The sequence below is a fragment of the Pseudomonas sp. 3JA genome (genome assembly GCF_036961705.1).
GTDB classification, from domain to species: Bacteria; Pseudomonadota; Gammaproteobacteria; order Pseudomonadales; family Pseudomonadaceae; genus Aquipseudomonas; species Aquipseudomonas fluorescens_Q.
The window spans coordinates 1-19,066 of the sequence record NZ_JBAMDJ010000009.1 but is presented as its reverse complement, the minus strand read 5'-3'; the positions used below and the strand labels follow the sequence as shown (position 1 = coordinate 19,066).

9 protein-coding genes are annotated in these 19,066 nt (G+C 62.6%); 7 read left to right on the top strand and 2 right to left on the bottom strand.

The window, feature by feature from the left end; translation table 11 throughout:
• Nucleotides 1-275 precede the first annotated feature (275 nt).
• From V7773_RS09125 to V7773_RS09110, 4 genes are all read left to right on the top strand, one after another.
• On the top strand, nt 276-1,676 hold the full coding sequence (locus tag V7773_RS09125) for an amino acid permease (protein ID WP_336073085.1): 1,401 nt from the start codon (nt 276-278) through the stop codon (nt 1,674-1,676).
• Between the two features lie 309 nt (nt 1,677-1,985).
• On the top strand, nt 1,986-3,707 hold the full coding sequence (locus V7773_RS09120; protein WP_336073084.1) for a type I secretion system permease/ATPase: 1,722 nt from the start codon (nt 1,986-1,988) through the stop codon (nt 3,705-3,707).
• Nucleotides 3,700-5,070, top strand: a complete 1,371-nt coding sequence (locus tag V7773_RS09115) for an HlyD family type I secretion periplasmic adaptor subunit (RefSeq protein ID WP_092222064.1) — start codon at nt 3,700-3,702, stop codon at nt 5,068-5,070. The genes V7773_RS09120 and V7773_RS09115 overlap by 8 nt, the downstream gene beginning before the upstream one ends.
• A 2-nt stretch (nt 5,071-5,072) precedes the next feature.
• Nucleotides 5,073-6,422: a TolC family outer membrane protein gene (locus tag V7773_RS09110; protein ID WP_092344960.1), complete on the top strand. Its 1,350-nt coding sequence runs from the start codon at nt 5,073-5,075 to the stop codon at nt 6,420-6,422.
• Between the two features lie 299 nt (nt 6,423-6,721).
• Here the strand turns inward: V7773_RS09110 and V7773_RS09105 are convergent, their stop codons facing one another.
• The gene (locus V7773_RS09105) at nt 6,722-12,334 is read right to left on the bottom strand and encodes a putative Ig domain-containing protein (RefSeq protein ID WP_336073083.1); all 5,613 of its coding nucleotides are present in this window, start codon (nt 12,332-12,334) and stop codon (nt 6,722-6,724) included.
• 324 nt (nt 12,335-12,658) lie between these two features.
• Between V7773_RS09105 and V7773_RS09100 the strand changes: the two genes are divergently transcribed.
• The 3 genes from V7773_RS09100 (at nt 12,659) to hemN (ending at nt 15,956) form a co-directional block, all read left to right on the top strand.
• Nucleotides 12,659-13,102, top strand: a complete 444-nt coding sequence (locus V7773_RS09100; protein ID WP_063321467.1) for a CopD family copper resistance protein — start codon at nt 12,659-12,661, stop codon at nt 13,100-13,102.
• A 95-nt stretch (nt 13,103-13,197) separates the two neighbouring features.
• Entirely contained in the window at nt 13,198-14,571 is a 1,374-nt protein-coding gene (locus V7773_RS09095; RefSeq protein WP_336073082.1) for a coproporphyrinogen III oxidase, read from the top strand.
• Nucleotides 14,568-15,956 carry an oxygen-independent coproporphyrinogen III oxidase gene (hemN, locus tag V7773_RS09090; RefSeq protein ID WP_063321465.1) on the top strand — a complete coding sequence of 463 codons (1,389 nt, stop codon included), beginning with the start codon at nt 14,568-14,570 and terminating at the stop codon, nt 15,954-15,956. Before V7773_RS09095 ends, hemN begins: the two co-directional genes overlap by 4 nt.
• 146 nt (nt 15,957-16,102) lie before the next feature.
• Here hemN and V7773_RS09085 read toward each other — a convergent pair whose 3' ends face one another.
• A complete protein-coding gene (locus V7773_RS09085) occupies nt 16,103-18,760 on the bottom strand; it encodes an excinuclease ABC subunit UvrA (protein ID WP_336073081.1) in 2,658 nt (885 codons plus the stop codon).
• Between the last annotated feature and the right edge of the window lie 306 nt (nt 18,761-19,066).

Sequence of the window (19,066 nt, the reverse complement as noted above, 5' to 3'; positions counted from 1 at the left end):
GCTGCTACGCAGCCCAACGGGGATAAATCCCCTCGCCACAATGGGCAAAACGCCATGTCCCACTTGGCGAAATCAGGCACAGAGATGGCGCGTTCAGGTAACTAACTCGGGAGGGAAGGCAGGTAACGTGGCGCGACTTTTCACCGCAAGTGCGCACGTTCGCCCAGGGTGGTTCAACACAACCAAACGCTGCCGCTTCCAGGAGGGGCGGGAAACCAGCAACACCGACTGTCCCTGCGCGCGTCTCAATGTTCGATCACAAGAGAATAAAAAGAATGACCAGCCCCAGCTTCAAGGACTCGAACGGCCATCTGGCACAGGGCTTCAAGCCTCGTCACGTCACCATGCTGTCCATTGCCGGAATCATCGGCGCGGGTCTGTTCGTGGGATCGGGGCATGCCATTGCCGCCGCTGGCCCGGCCGTCATGCTGGCCTATCTGTTCTCCGGCCTGCTGGTGGTCCTGGTCATGCGCATGCTGGGCGAGATGGCGGTTGCCAATCCGGATACTGGCTCCTTCTCCACCTATGCCGACCAGGCCATCGGACGCTGGGCAGGCTTTACCATCGGTTGGCTCTACTGGTGGTTCTGGGTGCTGGTGATTCCCATCGAAGCGTTGGCCGCCGGTCATGTGCTGAACCAGTGGTTTCCCGCCATCGACGCGTGGTTATTTGCCTCGGTCTCCATCGTTCTGCTGGCCGTGACGAATCTGTTCAGCGTGTCCAAATACGGCGAGTTCGAGTTCTGGTTCGCCATGGCCAAGGTCGTGGCGATCATCGGCTTCATCTCCCTGGGTTTCGCGGTGCTGATGGGCTGGATTCCCGAGCGTGAAGCCAGCGGCCTGAGTCGGTTGATGGAGGAACATGGCGGGTTCGCCCCCAACGGCCTGTCGGCGGTGGTGGGCGCGTTCATTACCATCATGTTCAGCTTCATCGGTACGGAGGCGGTGACCATCGCAGCCGCCGAATCCGATAACCCTGCGCAGAACATTGCCAAGGCCACCCGTTCGGTGATCTGGCGCATCGGTGTGTTTTACCTGCTGTCGATCTTCGTGGTCATTTCCGTGGTCCCCTGGAACGATCCGCTCCTGGCTTCAGTGGGTTCCTACCAGCGGGCCCTGGAGCTGATGAACATTCCCCACGCCAAATTCCTGGTGGATGTGGTGGTGCTGATCGCCGTGGCCAGTTGCATGAACTCCTCGATCTACATCGCCTCGCGGATGTTGTACTCCCTGGGGCGTCGCGGCGATGCGCCAAAGGCCTTGAAGGTGACGTCTTCGGCTGGTGTGCCACGGTCCGCGGTGATTGCCAGTACCGTACTGGGTGCGGGCGTCACCTTGTTCAGTTACTTCATGCCCGCCGGCCTGTTCCAGTTCCTGCTCGCCAGCTCCGGCGCCATCGCCTTGCTGGTGTATCTGGTGATCGCGATCTCGCAACTGCGCATGCGCCGGATGTTGCAACGGCAGAATATCGAGCTGCCTTTTCGCATGTGTCTGTTCCCCTGGCTGACATGGTTGGTCATCGTGTTCATCTCGGCGGCGCTGGCGGTCATGATGGTCACGCCCGAGCATCGCAGCGAGGTCAGTACCACCTTGGGCCTGGCATTGGTCATTTCCTTTATCGGGTTGGTGACGTCGCGGCATTCGCCCCGGCCTGAACGGGTCGTTTCCCTCGGCTAGCCACGCTGTTTTTACCCGGTTGACGCCACGTTACTGGCGTCAACAAAACCTCATTTCGGGCCCATTCGGGAGGCAATAAGCTCCGCCTTGAAACGCGGCCCGTCCGCTTGTCACCCACTTGCAAGCACACCCCTGCAAACCGGCACTAACCCACGGCTGCGTTGTCAGTAATTGGCGCCTGTAGGGATGAGGATCGCCCCTGATAACAGCACGCCAGCTGGATTAGTTTTTTCTCGATCACGCTCGGGAAAAAAGGCCTTGCGATGGATTGCGTCCTGGACCGACCATTTCTCTTGCAGGCGATTTCCCATGGGGTTTCTACTCGATCCGCGTCATGACATTGATGCTGCCTTATTGAGCTACCGCCGGGTGTTCTGGGCGCTGGCATTGTTCAGTGGCGTGATCAATCTGTTGGTGCTGGTGCCGTCGCTCTACATGATGCAGGTCTACGACCGGGTCCTGACCAGCCGCAACGAAACCACCTTGTTCATGCTGACCTTGATGGCCCTGGGACTGTTCATGTTCAGCGCCCTCATCGAGTGGGTCCGTGGCGAGGTGATGATTCGCATGAGCGCGGGGCTGGATGAAGCCTTGGGCGAGCGGATTTTCGACGCCGCCTTCGCTCGCAGCCTGCGCGAGCACAACGCCAACCCGGCGCAGGTGCTCACCGACCTGGCAACGCTGCGCCAGTTGATTACCGGGCAGGGCCTGATCGCCTTGCTCGATGCACCCTGGCTGCCGATCTTCTTGCTGGTGGCGTTCATCTTTCACCCCTGGTTCGGTGTGCTGACATTGGTGTTGGCCTTGGTGCTGATCGGCTTGGCGCTGTGGGGAGAACTGGCGACGCGAACACGCCTGGGGGAGGCCAATCGACTGGGGGTGCAGTCGTCGATCTATGTGAACAGCACGCTGCACAATGCCGAAGTTATCCAGGCCCTGGGCATGCTCGGGCCGCTGCGTCAGCGCTGGAGCCTGTTGCAGCAACGGATCATTGCCGCCCAGGCCCATGCCAGCGACCGCAGTGCACGTATTACCTCGACGACTCGTTTCGTGCGGATCTCCGGGCAGTCCCTGGCGTTGGGGTTGGGCGCTTTGCTGGTGCTTGAAGGCCAACTGTCGGCGGGCATGATGATTGCGATGTCGCTGTTGCTGGGTCGGGCCTTGGCACCCGTGGAAATCGCCATCGGCTCGTGGAAGCAATTCAATTCCGGACGCCAGAGCTACCAGCGCCTGAGCCAATTGCTGGCCCAGCACCCACGCGAGCGCCTGCGCATGCCGTTGCCACCGCCCACCGGCGCGGTGCGCCTGGAACAGTTGTATGTCGGTCCGCCAGGTGCTTCGCAGCCGATCCTGCGCGGGATCAATTTCAGCCTCGCCAAAGGCGATGTACTGGCGGTGGTCGGGCCCAGCGCCAGTGGTAAATCGACACTGGCGCGGGCCTTGGTCGGGGTCTGGCCGGCCATGGGCGGGTCGGTGCGCCTGGACGATGCCGAGATCAGCCAGTGGTCCCACGATGCCTTGGGCCCGTACCTTGGATACCTGCCACAGGACATCGAGCTGTTCGATGGCACGGTCGCCGACAACATTGCCCGCTTCGGTGAGCAGGACGCCGACAAGATCATCGCCGCCGGGCGTCATGCCGGCATCCACGAAATGATCCTAAGGTTCCCCAAGGGCTACGACACGCCGTTGGGCCCGGGTGGGCTTGGCTTGTCCGGTGGGCAAAAGCAACGCCTGGGCCTGGCTCGCGCGCTCTATGGGCGGCCATCGCTGATCGTGCTCGATGAGCCCAACTCCAATCTCGATGACGCCGGCGAGTTGGCGCTGGTGCAGGCCATCAGTGCGCTCAAGGCAGCCGGCAGCACCGTGGTGTTGATTACCCACCGTCCCAATGTACTGGCGGTGGTCGATCACATCCTGGTGCTCAAGGACGGTACTCAACAAGCGTTCGGCCCTCGGGACCGGGTGCTCAAGGCATTGATGCCGGGGCCAAGACCGGCCGCGGTCAGGGAGGCGGGTGGCGATGCGTGATCTGACTCCAGGGGCACACGCGTACAGCGAGCAGGGGCTGAGTGTTCGCAGCACCACGACGCTGCCCAGTGCCAGCACCGACGCCGGGAGCGCGGCGCGTTATGGCGTGGGATTCCTGGTCCTGACGCTGGGTGGTTTCCTGCTCTGGGCCTGCCTGGCGCCGCTCGACCAAGGGGTGGTAGGCAGTGGCACCGTGGTGGTGGCGGGGGAGCGCAAGGCCGTGCAGTCGCTGGTCGGCGGAGTCGTGGAAAAACTGCTGGTCAGCGACGGCGACCGCGTCACCCAGGGGCAATTGCTCGTGCAACTCAACACGGTGCAAGCGCAGTCGCAATTGGACGTAACCCTGGGCAAGCTGCTCAATGATCGCAGCATCGAGGCGCGCTTGATTGCCGAGCGCCTGGGCAGCGCCGAGATCCAATGGCCCGCGGAACTGCTGGCCCACGCCGACGAACCGCGAGTCAAGGCGGCCATGGCCTTGCAGAGTCAGTTGTTCATCACCCGCCGCGCGGAGCTGGGCAGCCGCTTGCAGATCATTGAGCACGAAGCCGCGGCCTTGCAGCAGCAATTGCTTGGCTACGAAGGCGTCAAGCGCAACTACGACGCGCAGATGCGTTTCCAGCAGCAGGAGCTTGAAGGCCTGCGCGATTTGGCCCGCGAAGGCTACGTTCCGCGCAACAAACTCTTCGAGGCCGAGCGCAACGCGGCCCAGTTGGCGGGACAGATCGCCTCCGGTGTGGGGGATGTCGGCAGGACCCGGCAGGCGATCAATGAAAGCCGACTCAAGGCCCTGCAGGCGCAGCAGGAGTTTCGCCGTGATGCCGAAACCCAGCTCAGCGAAGTCTCGGCCGAGGCCGCTGGTTATGCCGATCAGATTCGTGCCTTGCAGTTTGAAGTCGACAACGGTGCAATCCGTGCGCCGGTGGCCGGGCAAGTCATGGATGTGAGCATTCATACCGTCGGCGGCGTTGCGCAGGCCGGCCAGACGCTGATGCAGGTGGTGCCGCTGGATGCACCGATGGCGATCACCGCGCGTTTCGAGCCGCTGATGGCCAACAAACTGCGCCCGGGCCTGCCGGTGCATGTGCATTTCACCGCGCTGCAACGGGTGGATACGCCGACGGTCACCGGCACGGTGACGACGGTGTCGGCGGACCAGTTGATCGATGAGCAGACACACCAACCGTACTTTTCCGCCAAGGTCGAGATTCCCGCCGACACCGTGGTTGAGTTGCAGCGCGCCGGTCTGCTGGTGCGCCCGGGCATGCTCGCCGACGTCACGGTGGTGACGGGCGAGCGCACCTTGATGAATTACCTGATGAAGCCTTTGCGTGAACGCTTGCTTGCAGCCTTCAAGGAGGAATGAGCATGGTCGACCGTCGCCGCTACCGTTGCCGTGTGTTGCTGGGCCTGTATACCGGTTGGGCGTTGATCGATCCGCTGTGGGCTGCCGAGGGAGGCTTGAGCCTCACCGCCGCCTACGATGCCTCGCGCCTCAATGATCCGACCGTGCAATCGGCGGCTCACGCTTTTGAAGCTTCGCGGCATGAAGAGGACATCGGGCGTGGCGGCCTTTACCCGCAAGTGTCGCTGACCTCGCGCTACGGCTACGGCGGGCGGACCGACGGCGGTGACGACAGCACTTACGTCAACAGCAACGATTACCAGGCCAACAACGTCACCCTGGCGGCGCAACAGCCGCTCTACGACAAGGCCCGCTGGGCTGCGTACCAGGAAGGCAAGGCGCGGGGGCAACTGGGTATCCAGGTGTTCGACGTGGCCGATCAGACCTTGTATGACCGGGTGGCAAAGGGGTATTTCGACGTTGCCCGGGCCGAGAACGAGATCAAGCTGATCCAGCAGCAAAAGGCGGCCATCCAAGGCTTGGTCATCCAGAGCAAAAAACTGTACGAGGGCGGCCAAGGCGCGATCACCGATATCGACGAAGCCCAGGCGCGGCTCGACCTGGTGCATGCCCAGGAGGCTGAAGCCCAGGCGCGTCGCGTGGCGGCGTTGCGGGCCTTGTCCGGGCGTGCCAGCGTGCCCATCGATGACATCCTGCCGATGCGCGAAGAACTGGCCGCCGGCAGTCCGATCCCGCCTGAGCAGGACTTGCCGTACTGGACGGCGATTGCCCGTGAAGCCAGCCCCGAACTGGCCGCTCGGCTGGCTGCGGTGAAAGTGGCCGAGGCCCAGGCCGACAGCCAGCGTGCCGGGCATTATCCAACCTTGTCGCTGACCACTCAGTTGACCCGGCGGGAAACCCGTCAATACCAGGAACTCGACCCGCGCCAGGACACCTACTACGTGGGGGTGCAGTTGGATATTCCGTTGTATCGCGGCGGGGCGGTACGGGCGTCGGTGGCCAAGGCCGAAGCGCAACTGGCCGGCGCCCAGTCCGACTACGACGTGCAACGCCAACAACTGGCCGAGGATATCGAGGCCGATTACCTGGGCGTCGTAGCCGGGTTTGCCAAGAGTAAGGCGATGCAACGGGCGGTGGAGTCCAATCAGCGAGCACTGACCTCGACGGAAAAAGGCTTCCAGGGTGGCGTGCGCTCCACGGTGGATATTCTTGACGCGCAGCAGCGGCTGTTCCAGGCCCGTCGGGACCTGCTCAATACCAAGCTCGACATGCTGCAAAGCTATGTGAGCCTGCACACCCACACCGGCCAGATGAACCGCGCGGTGCTGGAGCAGGTGCAAAGCTTGTTCTAGACAAGCCAGGGTTCAAGTTCGCAACTTATCCCTGTGGCGAGGGAGCTTGCTCCCGCTGGGCTGCGAAGCGGCCCCAAACCTAGACAATGAGTGGTATCAGGCAGACCGAGTCCACCGGTTCACGACTGCTGCGCAGCCGAGCGGGAGCAAGCTCCCTCGCCACAAAAGCCGCCCATGAGCTTCAACTTTTCTGGCACAACACGCCGTCCTGTGGGGAGCTTGCTCGCGATAGCGGTGGGTCAGTCAGCATCCATGCTGAATGTGCCGCAGCTATTGCGGGTAAGCCTGCTCAGGGGCAATCAGGCGGTGAAGTCGCTGGCGTGCAGCTCCTTGACGCCCACCAGTTCGAATTCGAACTCGGGGGTGGCGTCGGCGTTGGTGCTGCCGGAGAGGATGCCGTCGACGAAGCGCAGCTGGCCGGTGGCGTTGGTGGCGTCGAAGGCGTTGCTGCCGATGAACGTGAAGGCATCGACCGTGGCGGTCAGCGGGTTGGCGTCCAGGCCGGTGAGGTCCAACTTGTCGAACTCCGTACTCTTGAAACCGCTGATCACGTCGCGCAAGGCCCCGACGCCCATGTCCGACAGCGCACCAAATGCGTAGGTGTCCGCACCAGTGCCACCGGTGAGGTTGTCGGTGCCTGCGCCGCCAATCAACCGGTCATCGCCCGAACCACCCACCAGCGTATCGTTGCCGGCCCCTCCATCGAGGACGTTTGCCGCGCTGTTCCCCGACAGTGTGTCGGCGTAGGCGCTTCCTTTCAGGTTCTCGATGAACTTCAAGGTGTCGAGCCCGGACCCCACGGTGCTCTGTTGCGCCGACGTCGAGAGGTTGACGGTCACGCCAGACAGGGCGCGCTCGAAGCTGGCCGTGTCAATGCCATCGCGTCCATCCAGCACATTGTTGCCGGCGCCGGCGAACAGCGTATTGTCCAGCGCATTGCCGGTGCCATTGGCGGCGCCGGCGCTATCGACATACAGGTTCTCGACGTTGTTGCCCAAGGTATAGGTCGCGAGGCTGCTGTGCACGCTGTCGATCCCGCCAGTCACGGTATTGCTGTTGGTCTCGATCACGCTGTCGTCGGCATTGTCGACAAAGTAACTGTCGTTGCCGTCACCACCGCTCATGCTGTCGTTCCCTGTGGCGCCGTCGAGTACGTTGTTGGCGGCATTGCCGGTGATGAAGTTGCGCCGTTCATTGCCGGTGCCGTCGATGTCCGACACACCGGTGAGTACCAGGTTCTCGAGATTGGCCCCCAGCGTCCAACTGACCGAGGCCTGCACCGTATCGATCTGCGCCGTCGAGGTGTTGGTTTCCACCACACTGTCTAACGCGTTGTCGACCACGTAGATGTCGTTGCCATCGCCGCCGGTCATGGTATCGGCGCCCAGGTCGCCATCGATCGTGTCGTTGCCCGAGCTGCCCACCAGGGTGTCGTCCTGGTCGGTGCCGGAGATCATCCCGCCCTGGTTCTGGGCGTTGTCGAAGATGTCCTGCACGCTGTTGTTGTCGTTGGGATTACCCTGGAAGCCCAGGTCATCGGCAATGTAGTCCGCCAGGCGTTGACCGACGATTTCCGCTGACTCCTCGTGCAGGTGCCAGACGTCATCGGGATACACCAGCGGGTCGACTTCGTAGCGCAAGGGCAGGTCGGTGTAGTCCACCGCCAGCTTGACGTCGGCGCGCTCGGCGGCCATGGCCTCCTGGGCGGCGCGGACATAACCGACGCCCTCGACGATGGACGCGATTTTCTCTTCCGAATAACCCCGGGCCCGGGCCGCATCCTCTTCGTAGTGACCGGTTTCCATCAGGTACACGCTGAAGTTGCCAAATTGGGCATGCAAATAGTCGAACACCTTCAGGGTCGCGGCTTTATACGCAGCCGCAGCCGCGGCCTTGTCCGTGGCGCGGGCGATTTCCTGGGCGGCTTCCTCGCCCTGGCCCCAGATGATGCCCATGGTGACGTTGTCGATCGACTGCAGTTCGGTGCGCTGGTCGCGCAGCAACGTCACCGCCCGCAACAGTGCCGGCCCGGGTTGGTTGGTGTCTGTCAGCCACCAGCACAGTTGGAGTTCCTCGGGGCTGAGCGTGGACAGGCCGTTGACCGTGCTGCCGCCGACCGCGATGTCGATACCGTTGCCATCGGCATCGGTGAACTGGCTGCGCACGTCATAGGTGGTGTAGCGGTTCAAGTCATTGACCAGCATCGAGGTGCCGGATTGGTCATCGTCCTCGGTCATGCGCAGCAGGCGCGCATTGGATTGGCCGAGGGTGGGCAGGTAGAGAATGTCCTGCTGGGCGCGCTCGCCGAAGACGAAGTCGTTGGCGGTGAGGGTGTTGAGGTAGTTGCCGTTGAGGGCGATCTCGAAGCGATTGCCATCGGCGTCGGCTTCGGCGGACTTGATGTAGGTTTTGTCGCCCGCCGTGTTCAGGGTCATGTACAGCGTGCCGTTGCTGCCATCGCCGAGGCCGAGAAAGCCCAGCCCTGAAACGTCGATTTTGTCGACGCCAACGGTAAAGTCATAAATCGTGTCGGTGGCTGTGACACCCCCGGTGTCGTAGTCGCGGTAGCTATCGGACAGGTTGCTGTAGCGGAACGTGTCGGCGCCATCGCCACCGTACAACGAGTCGCGTCCGGCACCGCCGTCGACGATATCCGCGCCGGTGCCGGCCTTGATCGTATCGTTGCCGCCGAGGCCGAGGATCAGGTCCGCACCCGTCGTGCCGTTGAGGGTTTCGGCGTTGTTGGTGCCGGTAATGGTGTTGGCGGGTGCATCGGCCACCACCAGGCTGAAGTTGTCGCTGACCGAGGCGCCCGAGGGGTCGGTGGCCTTGACCAGTATGTCGTAGTTGCCTGCAGCGGTGCTGGTTGGCGTGCCGCTGAAGGTCAGGCTGGTGGCATTGAAGCTCAGCCAGGCGGGCAGGGCGGTGCCGTTGGCGAGGGTCGCGGTATAGGTCAGCACATCCTGGTTGGCGTCGGTGAAGCTGTTGCTCGCCACCGTGTATTTGAAAGGCGTGCTTTCACTGGCGTTCTGGTCCAGGAGTGGGGTGGCCACGACCGGGGCCACGTTGGTGGGGTTGGTCTGGTCGGCGAAGACGAAGTGACTGGCCGTCAGGCTGCTGACGAAGTTGCCCGCCATCGAGATCTCGAACCGGTTGCCGTTGGCGTCGACCGTGAGGTCCTTGAGGTAGGTGCGGTTGGTCGACGAGCTGTAAGTGACCTGCAGGGTGCCGTTGAGCCCGTTGCCCAGACCGGTATAGCCAAGCGCCGAGACATCGATCTTGTCCGCCGTCAGCTCGAAGTCGAGGATCTGGTCACTGGCGCTGGTGGAACTGGTGCGGTAGCTATCGAGTTTCGAGGTGTAGCGGAACACATCGGCGCCGGTGCCACCGGTGAGTTTGTCGACCCCGGTGCCGCCGACCAGGATGTCGTTGCCGGCGCCGCCATTGAGGGTGTCGTTGCCCGCGCCACCGAACAGTTGTTCATTGGCCGCGGTGCCGGTCAGCGTGTCGTTGTTCGGCGTGCCATTGATCACAATGGTGGTGGGAACGTCCTGCACGGCGAGGGTAAAGCTGTCGCTGACGGTGGCGTTGCTGCCGTCGCTCGCGGTGACCTGGATGGCGTAGGTGCCCGACGCGGTGTCGGGTGGCGTGCCACTGAAGGTGCGGGTGGCGGCATCGAAGACCAGCCAGCTGGGCAGGGCGTTGCCATTGGCGAGTTTGGCGGTGTAGCTCAGGCTGTCGTTGTCCGGATCGGTGAAACTGGTGGCCGGCACCACGTAACTGAACGGGGTATTTTCGGTCGCGTTCTGGTCCAACAGCGGCGTCGCCAGTACCGGCGCCTGGTTGGTCGGCGAGGTGGTGGCGAAGACGAAGTTGGCGCTGGTCAAGGTGTTGAGGTAATTGCCATCCAACGCCACTTCGAAGCGGTTGCCATTGGCGTCGGCCTCCAGGGACTTGATGTAGGTCTTGGTGCCGGCACTGTTGAGCACCAGGTACACGGTGTTGTTCTTGCCGTCCCCCAGGCCAGTGAAACCCATGGCCGAGAGGTCGATCTTGTCGGCGCTGACGTTGAAGTCGGTAATCAGGTCGCCGAGGTTGGCGCCACCGGTGTTGTAGTTGCGGTAGCTGTCCAGGCGGTTGGAGAACACGAAGGTGTCCGCCCCGGCGCCACCGGTGAGGGTGTCCATGCCGGCACCGCCGTCGAGCTTGTCGTCGCCGGCGCCACCACTGAGGCTGTCATTGCCTGCCAGGCCGAGCAAGGTGTCGGCGGCATCGCTCCCCAGCAGTGAGTCGCTGCCACTGGTGCCGGTGATCACCCGGTTGAAGATGAAGTTGCTGGCGGTCAGGGTGCTGGCCAGGTTGCCCGAGAGAATCAGCTCGAAGCGATTGCCGCTGGCATCGGCGTCGTAGTCCTTGATGTAGGTGCGGTCGCTGCTGGCGCTGTAGCTGACCTGCAGGGTGCCGCCACGGCCATTGCCCAGGCCGGTGAAACCGAGGCCGGCAAGGTCAATCTTGTCCTGGGTGACGTCGAAGTCGGTGATGGTGTCATCGAAACTGGTGGTCGCGTTGCGGTAGCTGTCCGACTGGGCGACGAACCGGAACGTATCGGCGCCGGTTCCGCCGGTGAGTTTGTCGATGCCGGCGCCACCGACCAGGATGTCGCCACCGGCTGCGCCATTGATCGTATCGTTGCCCGCGCCGCCATAGAAAATCTCGCTGGCGGCGCTGCCGAGCAGTGTGTCGTTGCCCGCGGTACCTTGCACGGTGGTCATCGGCACCGTGGCGCTGACGTAGCTGCCGTCGCCATAGACCAGCGTGGCGCCCTTGCTGGTGTGACTGATGGTGTTGGCGATGATGGCGTTGCGGTCGGTGCCGTCTTCATTGCGCTCTGCAACACCGTAGGTCGACAGGTCGCTGCCGCTGATGATGTTGCCCTGGATGAGGTTATCACTGCCGTTGAAGTACTTGCCGGACACGCCCAGGGTGTCGTCGTAGGACTGGATGATGATTTCCGGTACGGCGCCGCCCAGGGAATTGTTGTTGAGGGTGTTGTCGATGATTTCGACGTGGTTGCTGCCGTAGATGCGGATCCCGGCGCTGCTGTTATCGTGAATGTCGACGCCGGTGACGGTCACTTCGCTGGAGAGCTTGATCAGCACCCCTTCAGCGCCGTTGCCATACACCTCGCCGCCGGTGATGGTGATATTGCTGGGCGAGGGAATGTCCTCGCTACCGCGCTGGACCACGATGCCATTGCCGCCGTTGTCGTAGGCGACGTTATTGGTCATGGTGAAATCGTGGGTGCTGGTGACGACGTTGAAACCGTGGCGGTCGTTGTCGTAGGCGACGTTGTTTTCGAAGGTGCTGTCGCTGAGGAAGTCGGCGACGAAGCCGTCCAGGCCGTTGCCGTGGGACACGCTGTTCTTGATGACCATGTTGACGGTTTGCTCGTGGGGGTCGAAACCGTACCCGGAGCAATCCTTGATCTCGACGCTGTCGAGGGTGACGTTGGAGTCGTAGCCTTCTTCGCCTGGAATGTAGCCGTTGAACCAGCCGTCGACCTTGCCGGTGGTGCTGTCGCGGTTGCCGTCGATGGTGAGGTTGCTGACGCCGAAGTCGTGGGTTTCCTCGCCGTAGGCCGAGCGGATGATACCGGTGATCTTGGTGTCGGAGCCGTCGACCAGCTTGACCGTGGTCGCGCCCATGCCGTCGCCGTACAGGTAGACGTTGCTCTTGAGCATCAGGCAGCCATCGGAAGGTTCCTCACCCCCCGAAACGATGTAGGTACCGCTCGGCATGTACACCTGCCCACCGCCGGCCGCTGCCGCCGCATCAATCGCACTTTGGATGGCTGCCGTGTCGTCGGTGATGCCATCTCCTTTGGCGCCAAAATTTTGTACGTTGAAAATCATGAGCTTATCTCCGTATCAGGCTTAAACCTAGGTAGACGTCAACATTCCATCGACGACCTTCGTGTTATGACCCAGCGGAGCGCAAAAGTTGTGACCGCATATCGGGGAAAGTGTCAAAAAGCCGGACTAACTGATCAGCGGTTGTGTCGTGAAGGGCAGGAGTAACGTTTCGTTGACGCTTTCTGAAGCCCGACGCCGCCTACTGTGGGGCCGTTGGTGTGGCGGACATGCGGTTTCCTTGATTGGCATCAACCTCACTTTCGGGATGGCGCGATAACCTCGAATAAACCATCGCCCCGCTGAAGAGGGCGACCGAGGAACCCCATGATTTATCCGCTGTTTCTGACCTTGCACCTGTTTGCCGCGCTGGTTTTCATCGGCACGGTTTTCTTCGAAGTCCTGTTCCTGGAGAGCATCCGCAAACAACTGCCCATCAAGGTCATGGTGCTGCTGGAGCAAGGCATCAGCCAACGCGCCCGGCAGTTGATGCCGTGGGTGCTGCTGGTGCTGTTCGGCGCGGGCATTGGCATGGTCTGGCTGCGCTATTGGCCGGTGCTCTCGTCGCCGTTGCAGTCATCCTTCGGTTTGCTGCTGGGGCTCAAGATCCTGTTGGCGGGCAGTGTGCTGGGCCATTTCCTCTGGGCCATGTGGTTGTTCAGGAGTGGGCGCATGAACGCCCGCTACGTGCACGTCATCCATGCCAGCGTCTTCTTGCACATGGTCGCGATCGTGCTGCTGGCCAAGGCCATGTTCTACGTCACCTGGTAAGCGCTGGCGCGTGGTTCCAAGGCGCTTGATACAGGTCAAGGTGCCCCGGCGGGTTACCCCGCACACTGCACCCGCACTGCCACTCGGAGATTGTCATGTTCGACCCGTTCCATACCCTCGGTGAGCGACCTTCGGGCCGCGCGTCTGTGGTGGCTGATTTCGATTGTCCGGTCGGTACACGTAGATTCCACACAGGCATCGGTTCGCTCGACCTGCTTCGAGGGTTGCGCAGCAGCCGTCAGAAACGACGGCCCTTGTCCCTGGCGGTGCACCTGCCTTCGCGCTTGCGGCTGGCGTCGTGTTCGCCCCTGGCCAGTGACTGCCGGTGCGGCGAGATAGAGGGTTATCTGCAACGTCTGACGTATGAGATGGGTTTGGTCGGTTGCCACTTGGGCGCAGGGCGGCGTGTCGAGCAGTTTTGCCTGACCGGTGGCACACCGGTGATCGCTCATCTGCAGACGTTGATGAGTGACCTGCGCAAGCGCTTCGACTTCAGTGAATACGACGGTGGCGACCACAGTATCGAGGTGGACCTGCACCACACGGATTGGTCGACCATGGGCCTGATCCGTGACCAGGGTTTCACTCATGTCAGCATCGGCGTCCCCGACATTGGCGTCGACAGCGACCTGTCGGTCGATTGCTACCAGAATCCGGCTCCGATTCATTCGTTGATCGATGCGGCGCGCACGTTTGGTTTTCGCTCCATCAACATTGACCTGGGTTACGGTCACGCTTGGCAGACGCCCAGCAGTTTCGCCCTGAAACTGGCGACGTTGATCGAACTGGAACCGGACCGGTTGCACGTTTTCGACTATGCCCGCGCGCCTTATCGTTACCGCTCGAAGAACGCCGGGGTGGCCGGTGCCTTTTGCAGCCCGGCCGACAAGGACGCCATGCGGCGGATCTGCTGCGAGCAACTGATTGGCGCGGGTTATCACTACATCGGCCTGGGCCAGTTCGTCAGGGCCGACGATGACCTGGCGGTGGCCCAGGAACACGGACGCCTGCATCGCAATTGCCAGGGGTTTACCCGTCACGGTTGCTGTGATCATGTGGGCTTTGGTCTGTCGGCCATTACTCAGATCGAGCACCTGTACGTACAGAACACCGACGACCTGCATCAATATTGCCAACAGCTGGATGCCGGGCAGTTGCCGGTGTGTCGCGGCTGGCGCTGTGAAGCGCAGGATCAGGTCAAGGCGAGCGTGACCGAGCAGCTGTCCTGTGACCTGGAGCTGGATATCCTGGCCATCGAGGCACGCTTCGGCCTGGTGTTTCGCGAGCATTTCGCGTCTGTCTGGCCGTCGCTGGAAGTGTTGCATGACCAGGGATTGATCGAACTGTCGAGCCGGTTTATCGGCATCCTGCCCGCCGGGCGCTTGAACGTCGATGCGATCTGCAATCTGTTCGACCCAGGAATGGATGACGCAGGCCCACACCCTTTTGAAAAGTTGAACCCATCATGAATGCTGTATCCGGTTTCAATCGTGCCCTGGTGGAGAAATACGACCGCCCGGGGCCGCGCTACACCTCCTATCCGACGGCGCCGCAGTTCCACCAGGCCTTTGCCATGGACGAATACCAGCAGGCAGCCCAGCGCAGCAACCAGGCGCCGCAGCCCAAGTCGTTATCGGTGTACATCCATATCCCGTTCTGCCAGAGCCTCTGCTATTACTGCGCGTGCAACAAGATCATCACGCGCAAAAGCCATCGTGCCGTCGAATACCTGACCTACCTCAAGCGCGAAATTGCCCTGCAGGCGGGCTTGTTCGACCGCTCGCGCAAACTGACCCAACTGCATCTGGGCGGGGGCACGCCGACTTACCTGACCCATGAGCAACTGGCCGACCTGATGGACTGCCTGCACCAGTCGTTCGACATGGACGACAGCGACGCCCATGAGTTTTCCATCGAGGTCGATCCGCGGACCATCGATGCGCAACAGATCCAAGGCTTGCGCCAGCTGGGGTTCAACCGCCTGAGCTTTGGCGTCCAGGATTTCGATGCCCAGGTGCAGATCGCCGTCAATCGGGTGCAAAGCGAAGCCCAGGTCGTCGAGCTGGTGGAGGCCGCGCGCCTGGCGCGCTTCAAGTCGGTCAGCGTCGATCTGATCTATGGCCTGCCTTTGCAGACCATCGCCAGTTTCGATGTCACCTTGAGCAAGATCATCGCCCTGCGTCCGGACCGGATCGCGGCCTACAGCTACGCCCACCTGCCGCAACGGGTGCGGGCGCAACGGATGATCCGGCCAGAAGACATGCCGCCGCCAGAGCGCAAGCTGGAGTTGCTCGAGCTGACCATCAATCGCCTGACTGAAGCCGGCTACGTCTATATCGGCATGGACCACTTTGCCTTGCCGGATGACGAACTGGTACGCGCCCGCGCCCAGGGCAGCCTGCAGCGCAATTTCCAGGGTTACTCCACCCACGCCGACTGCGACCTGATTGGCCTGGGGGTGTCCTCGATCGGCAAGGTGGGCGACAGCTACAACCAGAACGTCAAGGAGCTTTCCCAGTATTACGCCCGGTTGGATCAAGGCTTGCTGGCGGTGCAGCGTGGTTATCGGCTGAGCGACGACGATCGCCTGCGGCGCGAGGTCATCAGCGAACTGATGTGTCACGCACGCATCGATTTCGGCCAGATCGAGCGCGCCCACGGCATTCGATTTACCGAGTACTTCGCCGATGCCCTGGACCGACTCCAGGAGCTGGTGCGCGACGGACTGCTGGACCTTCGCGACGACGAGCTGGTGTTGTTGCCCCAGGGGCAATTGATGATGCGCAACGTGGCCATGGCTTTCGACGCGTACCTGGGGGCGGACCAGACGGTTCAGTATTCGCGTACGGTCTGAAAACCGCTCTTGTGGCGAGGGAGCTCGCTCCCGCTGGGCTGCGAAGCAGCCCCAAGGCAAGTCATTGAGGTGTATCAGGTTGATGTAGTCAGCTTCATTGGGGGTGCTTCGCACCCCAGCGGGAGCAAGCTCCCTCGCCACGGGAGTTATCTTCCGGGCTGCAAAGCCCTTTTCAGAAACTCCGCCGTCCGGCTTTCCCGGCAGGCCGCGACTTCCTCCGGAGCCCCGCAGGCCACGACGTTCCCACCTTGGGAACCTGCGCCCGGGCCGATGTCGATGACCCAGTCACTCTGTGCCACGACGCGCATGTCATGTTCCACCACAACCACCGTGTGACCGTCCTCCACCAGGCGATTCAACTGTACCAGCAAGCGGTCGACGTCTTGGGGGTGCAGCCCGTTGGTGGGCTCATCCAACACATACAACGTCGCTCCTCGGGCCTTGCGCTGCAGTTCTGTCGCCAGCTTGATCCGCTGGGCTTCGCCGCCGGACAGTTCCGTGGCCGGTTGGCCCAGGCGCAGGTAGCCCAACCCGATATCCTGCAGCACCTGCAATGAGCGCCTGGCCGCCGCTTGCTCGGCAAACACCTCGAGTGCCTGGTTCACGGTCAGTTGCAGCACTTGGGAAATGTTCAAGCCCTGCCAGTTTACTTCCAGGGTCTGCGGGTTGTACCGCGCCCCGTGGCAAGTGGGGCAGGGTGCGTACACGCTGGGCATGAACAGCAATTCCACACTGACGAAACCCTCGCCCTCACAGGTTTCGCAACGGCCCTTGGCGACGTTGAAGGAAAACCGTCCGGCATCGAATCCCAGTGCTTGCGCCTGCGCTGTCGCGGCAAACAGTTTGCGCACGTGATCGAACAGCCCGGTGTAGGTGGCGAGGTTGGAGCGCGGGGTGCGGCCGATGGGTTTCTGGTCCACCTGCACCAGCCGCCTGACCGCCTCAAGCCCAGCGCTAACGCGCCCGCCGCTGGTTTGCACGGGTTCGTCTTCCAGGCTTTGTTCATCGGGTTCGGCGTTGGGGCTGGCCTGGCCCAGGTGGGCGCCGACCAGATCCAACAGGGCCTGGCTGACGAGGCTGGATTTGCCTGAGCCGGAGATGCCGGTCACGGCGGTGAAGCAACCCAAGGGAAAGGCCGCGCTCAAGTTGTCGAGGTTGTTGCGGGTGATGCCTTCCAGGCGCAGCCAATCCCTGGGTGTCCGAGGGCTGCGTGCCATAACGTGTTCCTCGCCAAAGAGGTAGGCGCGGGTGCGTGATTCCGGCACTTGGCCGAGGCCTGACGGCGGACCGCTGTAGAGGACTTTCCCGCCTTGTTCGCCGGCGTCCGGGCCGACGTCGATGAGCCAGTCGGCCCGGCGCATGGTATCGAGGTCATGTTCGACCACAAACACCGAGTTGCCCGCTGCCTTGAGGCGTTGCAGGGCGCCAAACAGCGCCTCGCTGTCGGCCGGATGCAGGCCGGCGGAGGGTTCGTCCAGCACGTAGATCACCCCGAACAACTGGGAATTGAGCTGGGTCGCCAGGCGCAGGCGTTGCAGTTCGCCGGACGAAAGCGTCGGCGTGCTGCGTTCCAGGGCGAGGTAGCCCAGGCCCAGGTCGATCAGGGTGACGATCCGTTCCAGCAGCTCGGCGGCGATGCGTTGGGCGGCCAGGCGTTTCTCCAGGGAGAGATTGGGCGTGTGGCGCGCGTCGGGCCCACCCGCGTGCGGATTGTCGCCCCTGGCGGCGCGTTGCTCGCGGGCTTTTCGGGTTTGCTGGTGGCTGAGGACGTCGCCCGTTTCTTCGGCCTGTTCCAGGTAGTCGGGTGCCAGGACGCGCTTGAGCACTTCGGCCAACTCAAGCAACGGCAGGTGCGACAGCTCGGCGATGTCCAGGCCGGCAAAGGTCACCGTCAACGCCTGGCGTTTGAGCCGCTTGCCTTCGCACACGGGGCAGGGGCTGGCGCGCATGTATTGCGCCACGCGTTTGCGCATCTGCGCGCTTTGGGAGTGCATGAAGGTGTGCAGCAAGTAGCGTCGGGCGCCACTGAATGTGCCCTGGTAGCTCGGTTCGAGCTTGCGTTTGAGAGCTGCGCGGGTCTGGGCCGGGGTGAGCCCGGCGTATACGGGAACGGTAGGGGTTTGTTCGGTGAAGAGAATCCAGTCCCGCTGCTTCTTCGGCAGGTCGCGCCAGGGGATGTCGACGTCATAGCCCAGGGTCACCAGGATGTCCCGCAGGTTCTGCCCCTGCCAAGCCATGGGCCAGGCGGCCACGGCGCGCTCGCGGATGGTCAGCGACGGGTCCGGCACCATGGAGGCTTCGGTCACCTCATAGACCCGGCCCAGGCCATGGCATTCCTGGCAGGCACCTTGTGGCGTGTTGGGCGAGAAGTCTTCGGCATAGAGCATCGGTTGGTCGGCCGGGTAGCTGCCGGCGCGGGAGTAAAGCATGCGAATCAGGCTCGACAGAGTGGTGACGCTGCCCACCGATGAGCGTGCGCTGGGAGTGCCGCGCTGTTGCTGCAAGGCGACTGCCGGCGGCAGGCCCTCGATGCTGTCCACGTCCGGCACGCCGACCTGGTCGATCAGGCGCCGTGCGTAGGGTGCGACGGACTCGAAATAACGACGCTGTGCTTCGGCGTAGAGCGTGGAGAAGGCCAACGACGACTTGCCGGAGCCCGACACACCGGTGAACACCACCAGGGCATCACGGGGGATATCCACGTCGACGTTCTTGAGGTTGTGTTCGCGGGCGCCACGCACCCGGACGAAACCGGTGCCTTGCGGCAAGTCAGCGGTTGAAGCGGGGGCGTGGCGTGGGGGCATCGGGCATTCCTTGTGGACGTTGGTGCAACGTTTCAGGGTGTTATGGCGCTGGCAGAGTGAACTGGATCACAGCGCTGACAATTATGCGACCGGGTTCAACCGTTCGCGTGCGATAAAAATTCATTCCGGGCGCAAGGCTCTGAAGATCGTTCCTCACGCTCCGCGTGGGAACGCCGCCAGGGACGCTCCGCGTTCCGCTTCTGGAATGTGACGCAGAGCGTCACGGGATGCATTACCACGCAAAGCGTGGGAACGATCGGGTCGCGGAGGCGGTGGAAGATCGTTCCTCACGCTCCGCGTGGGAAT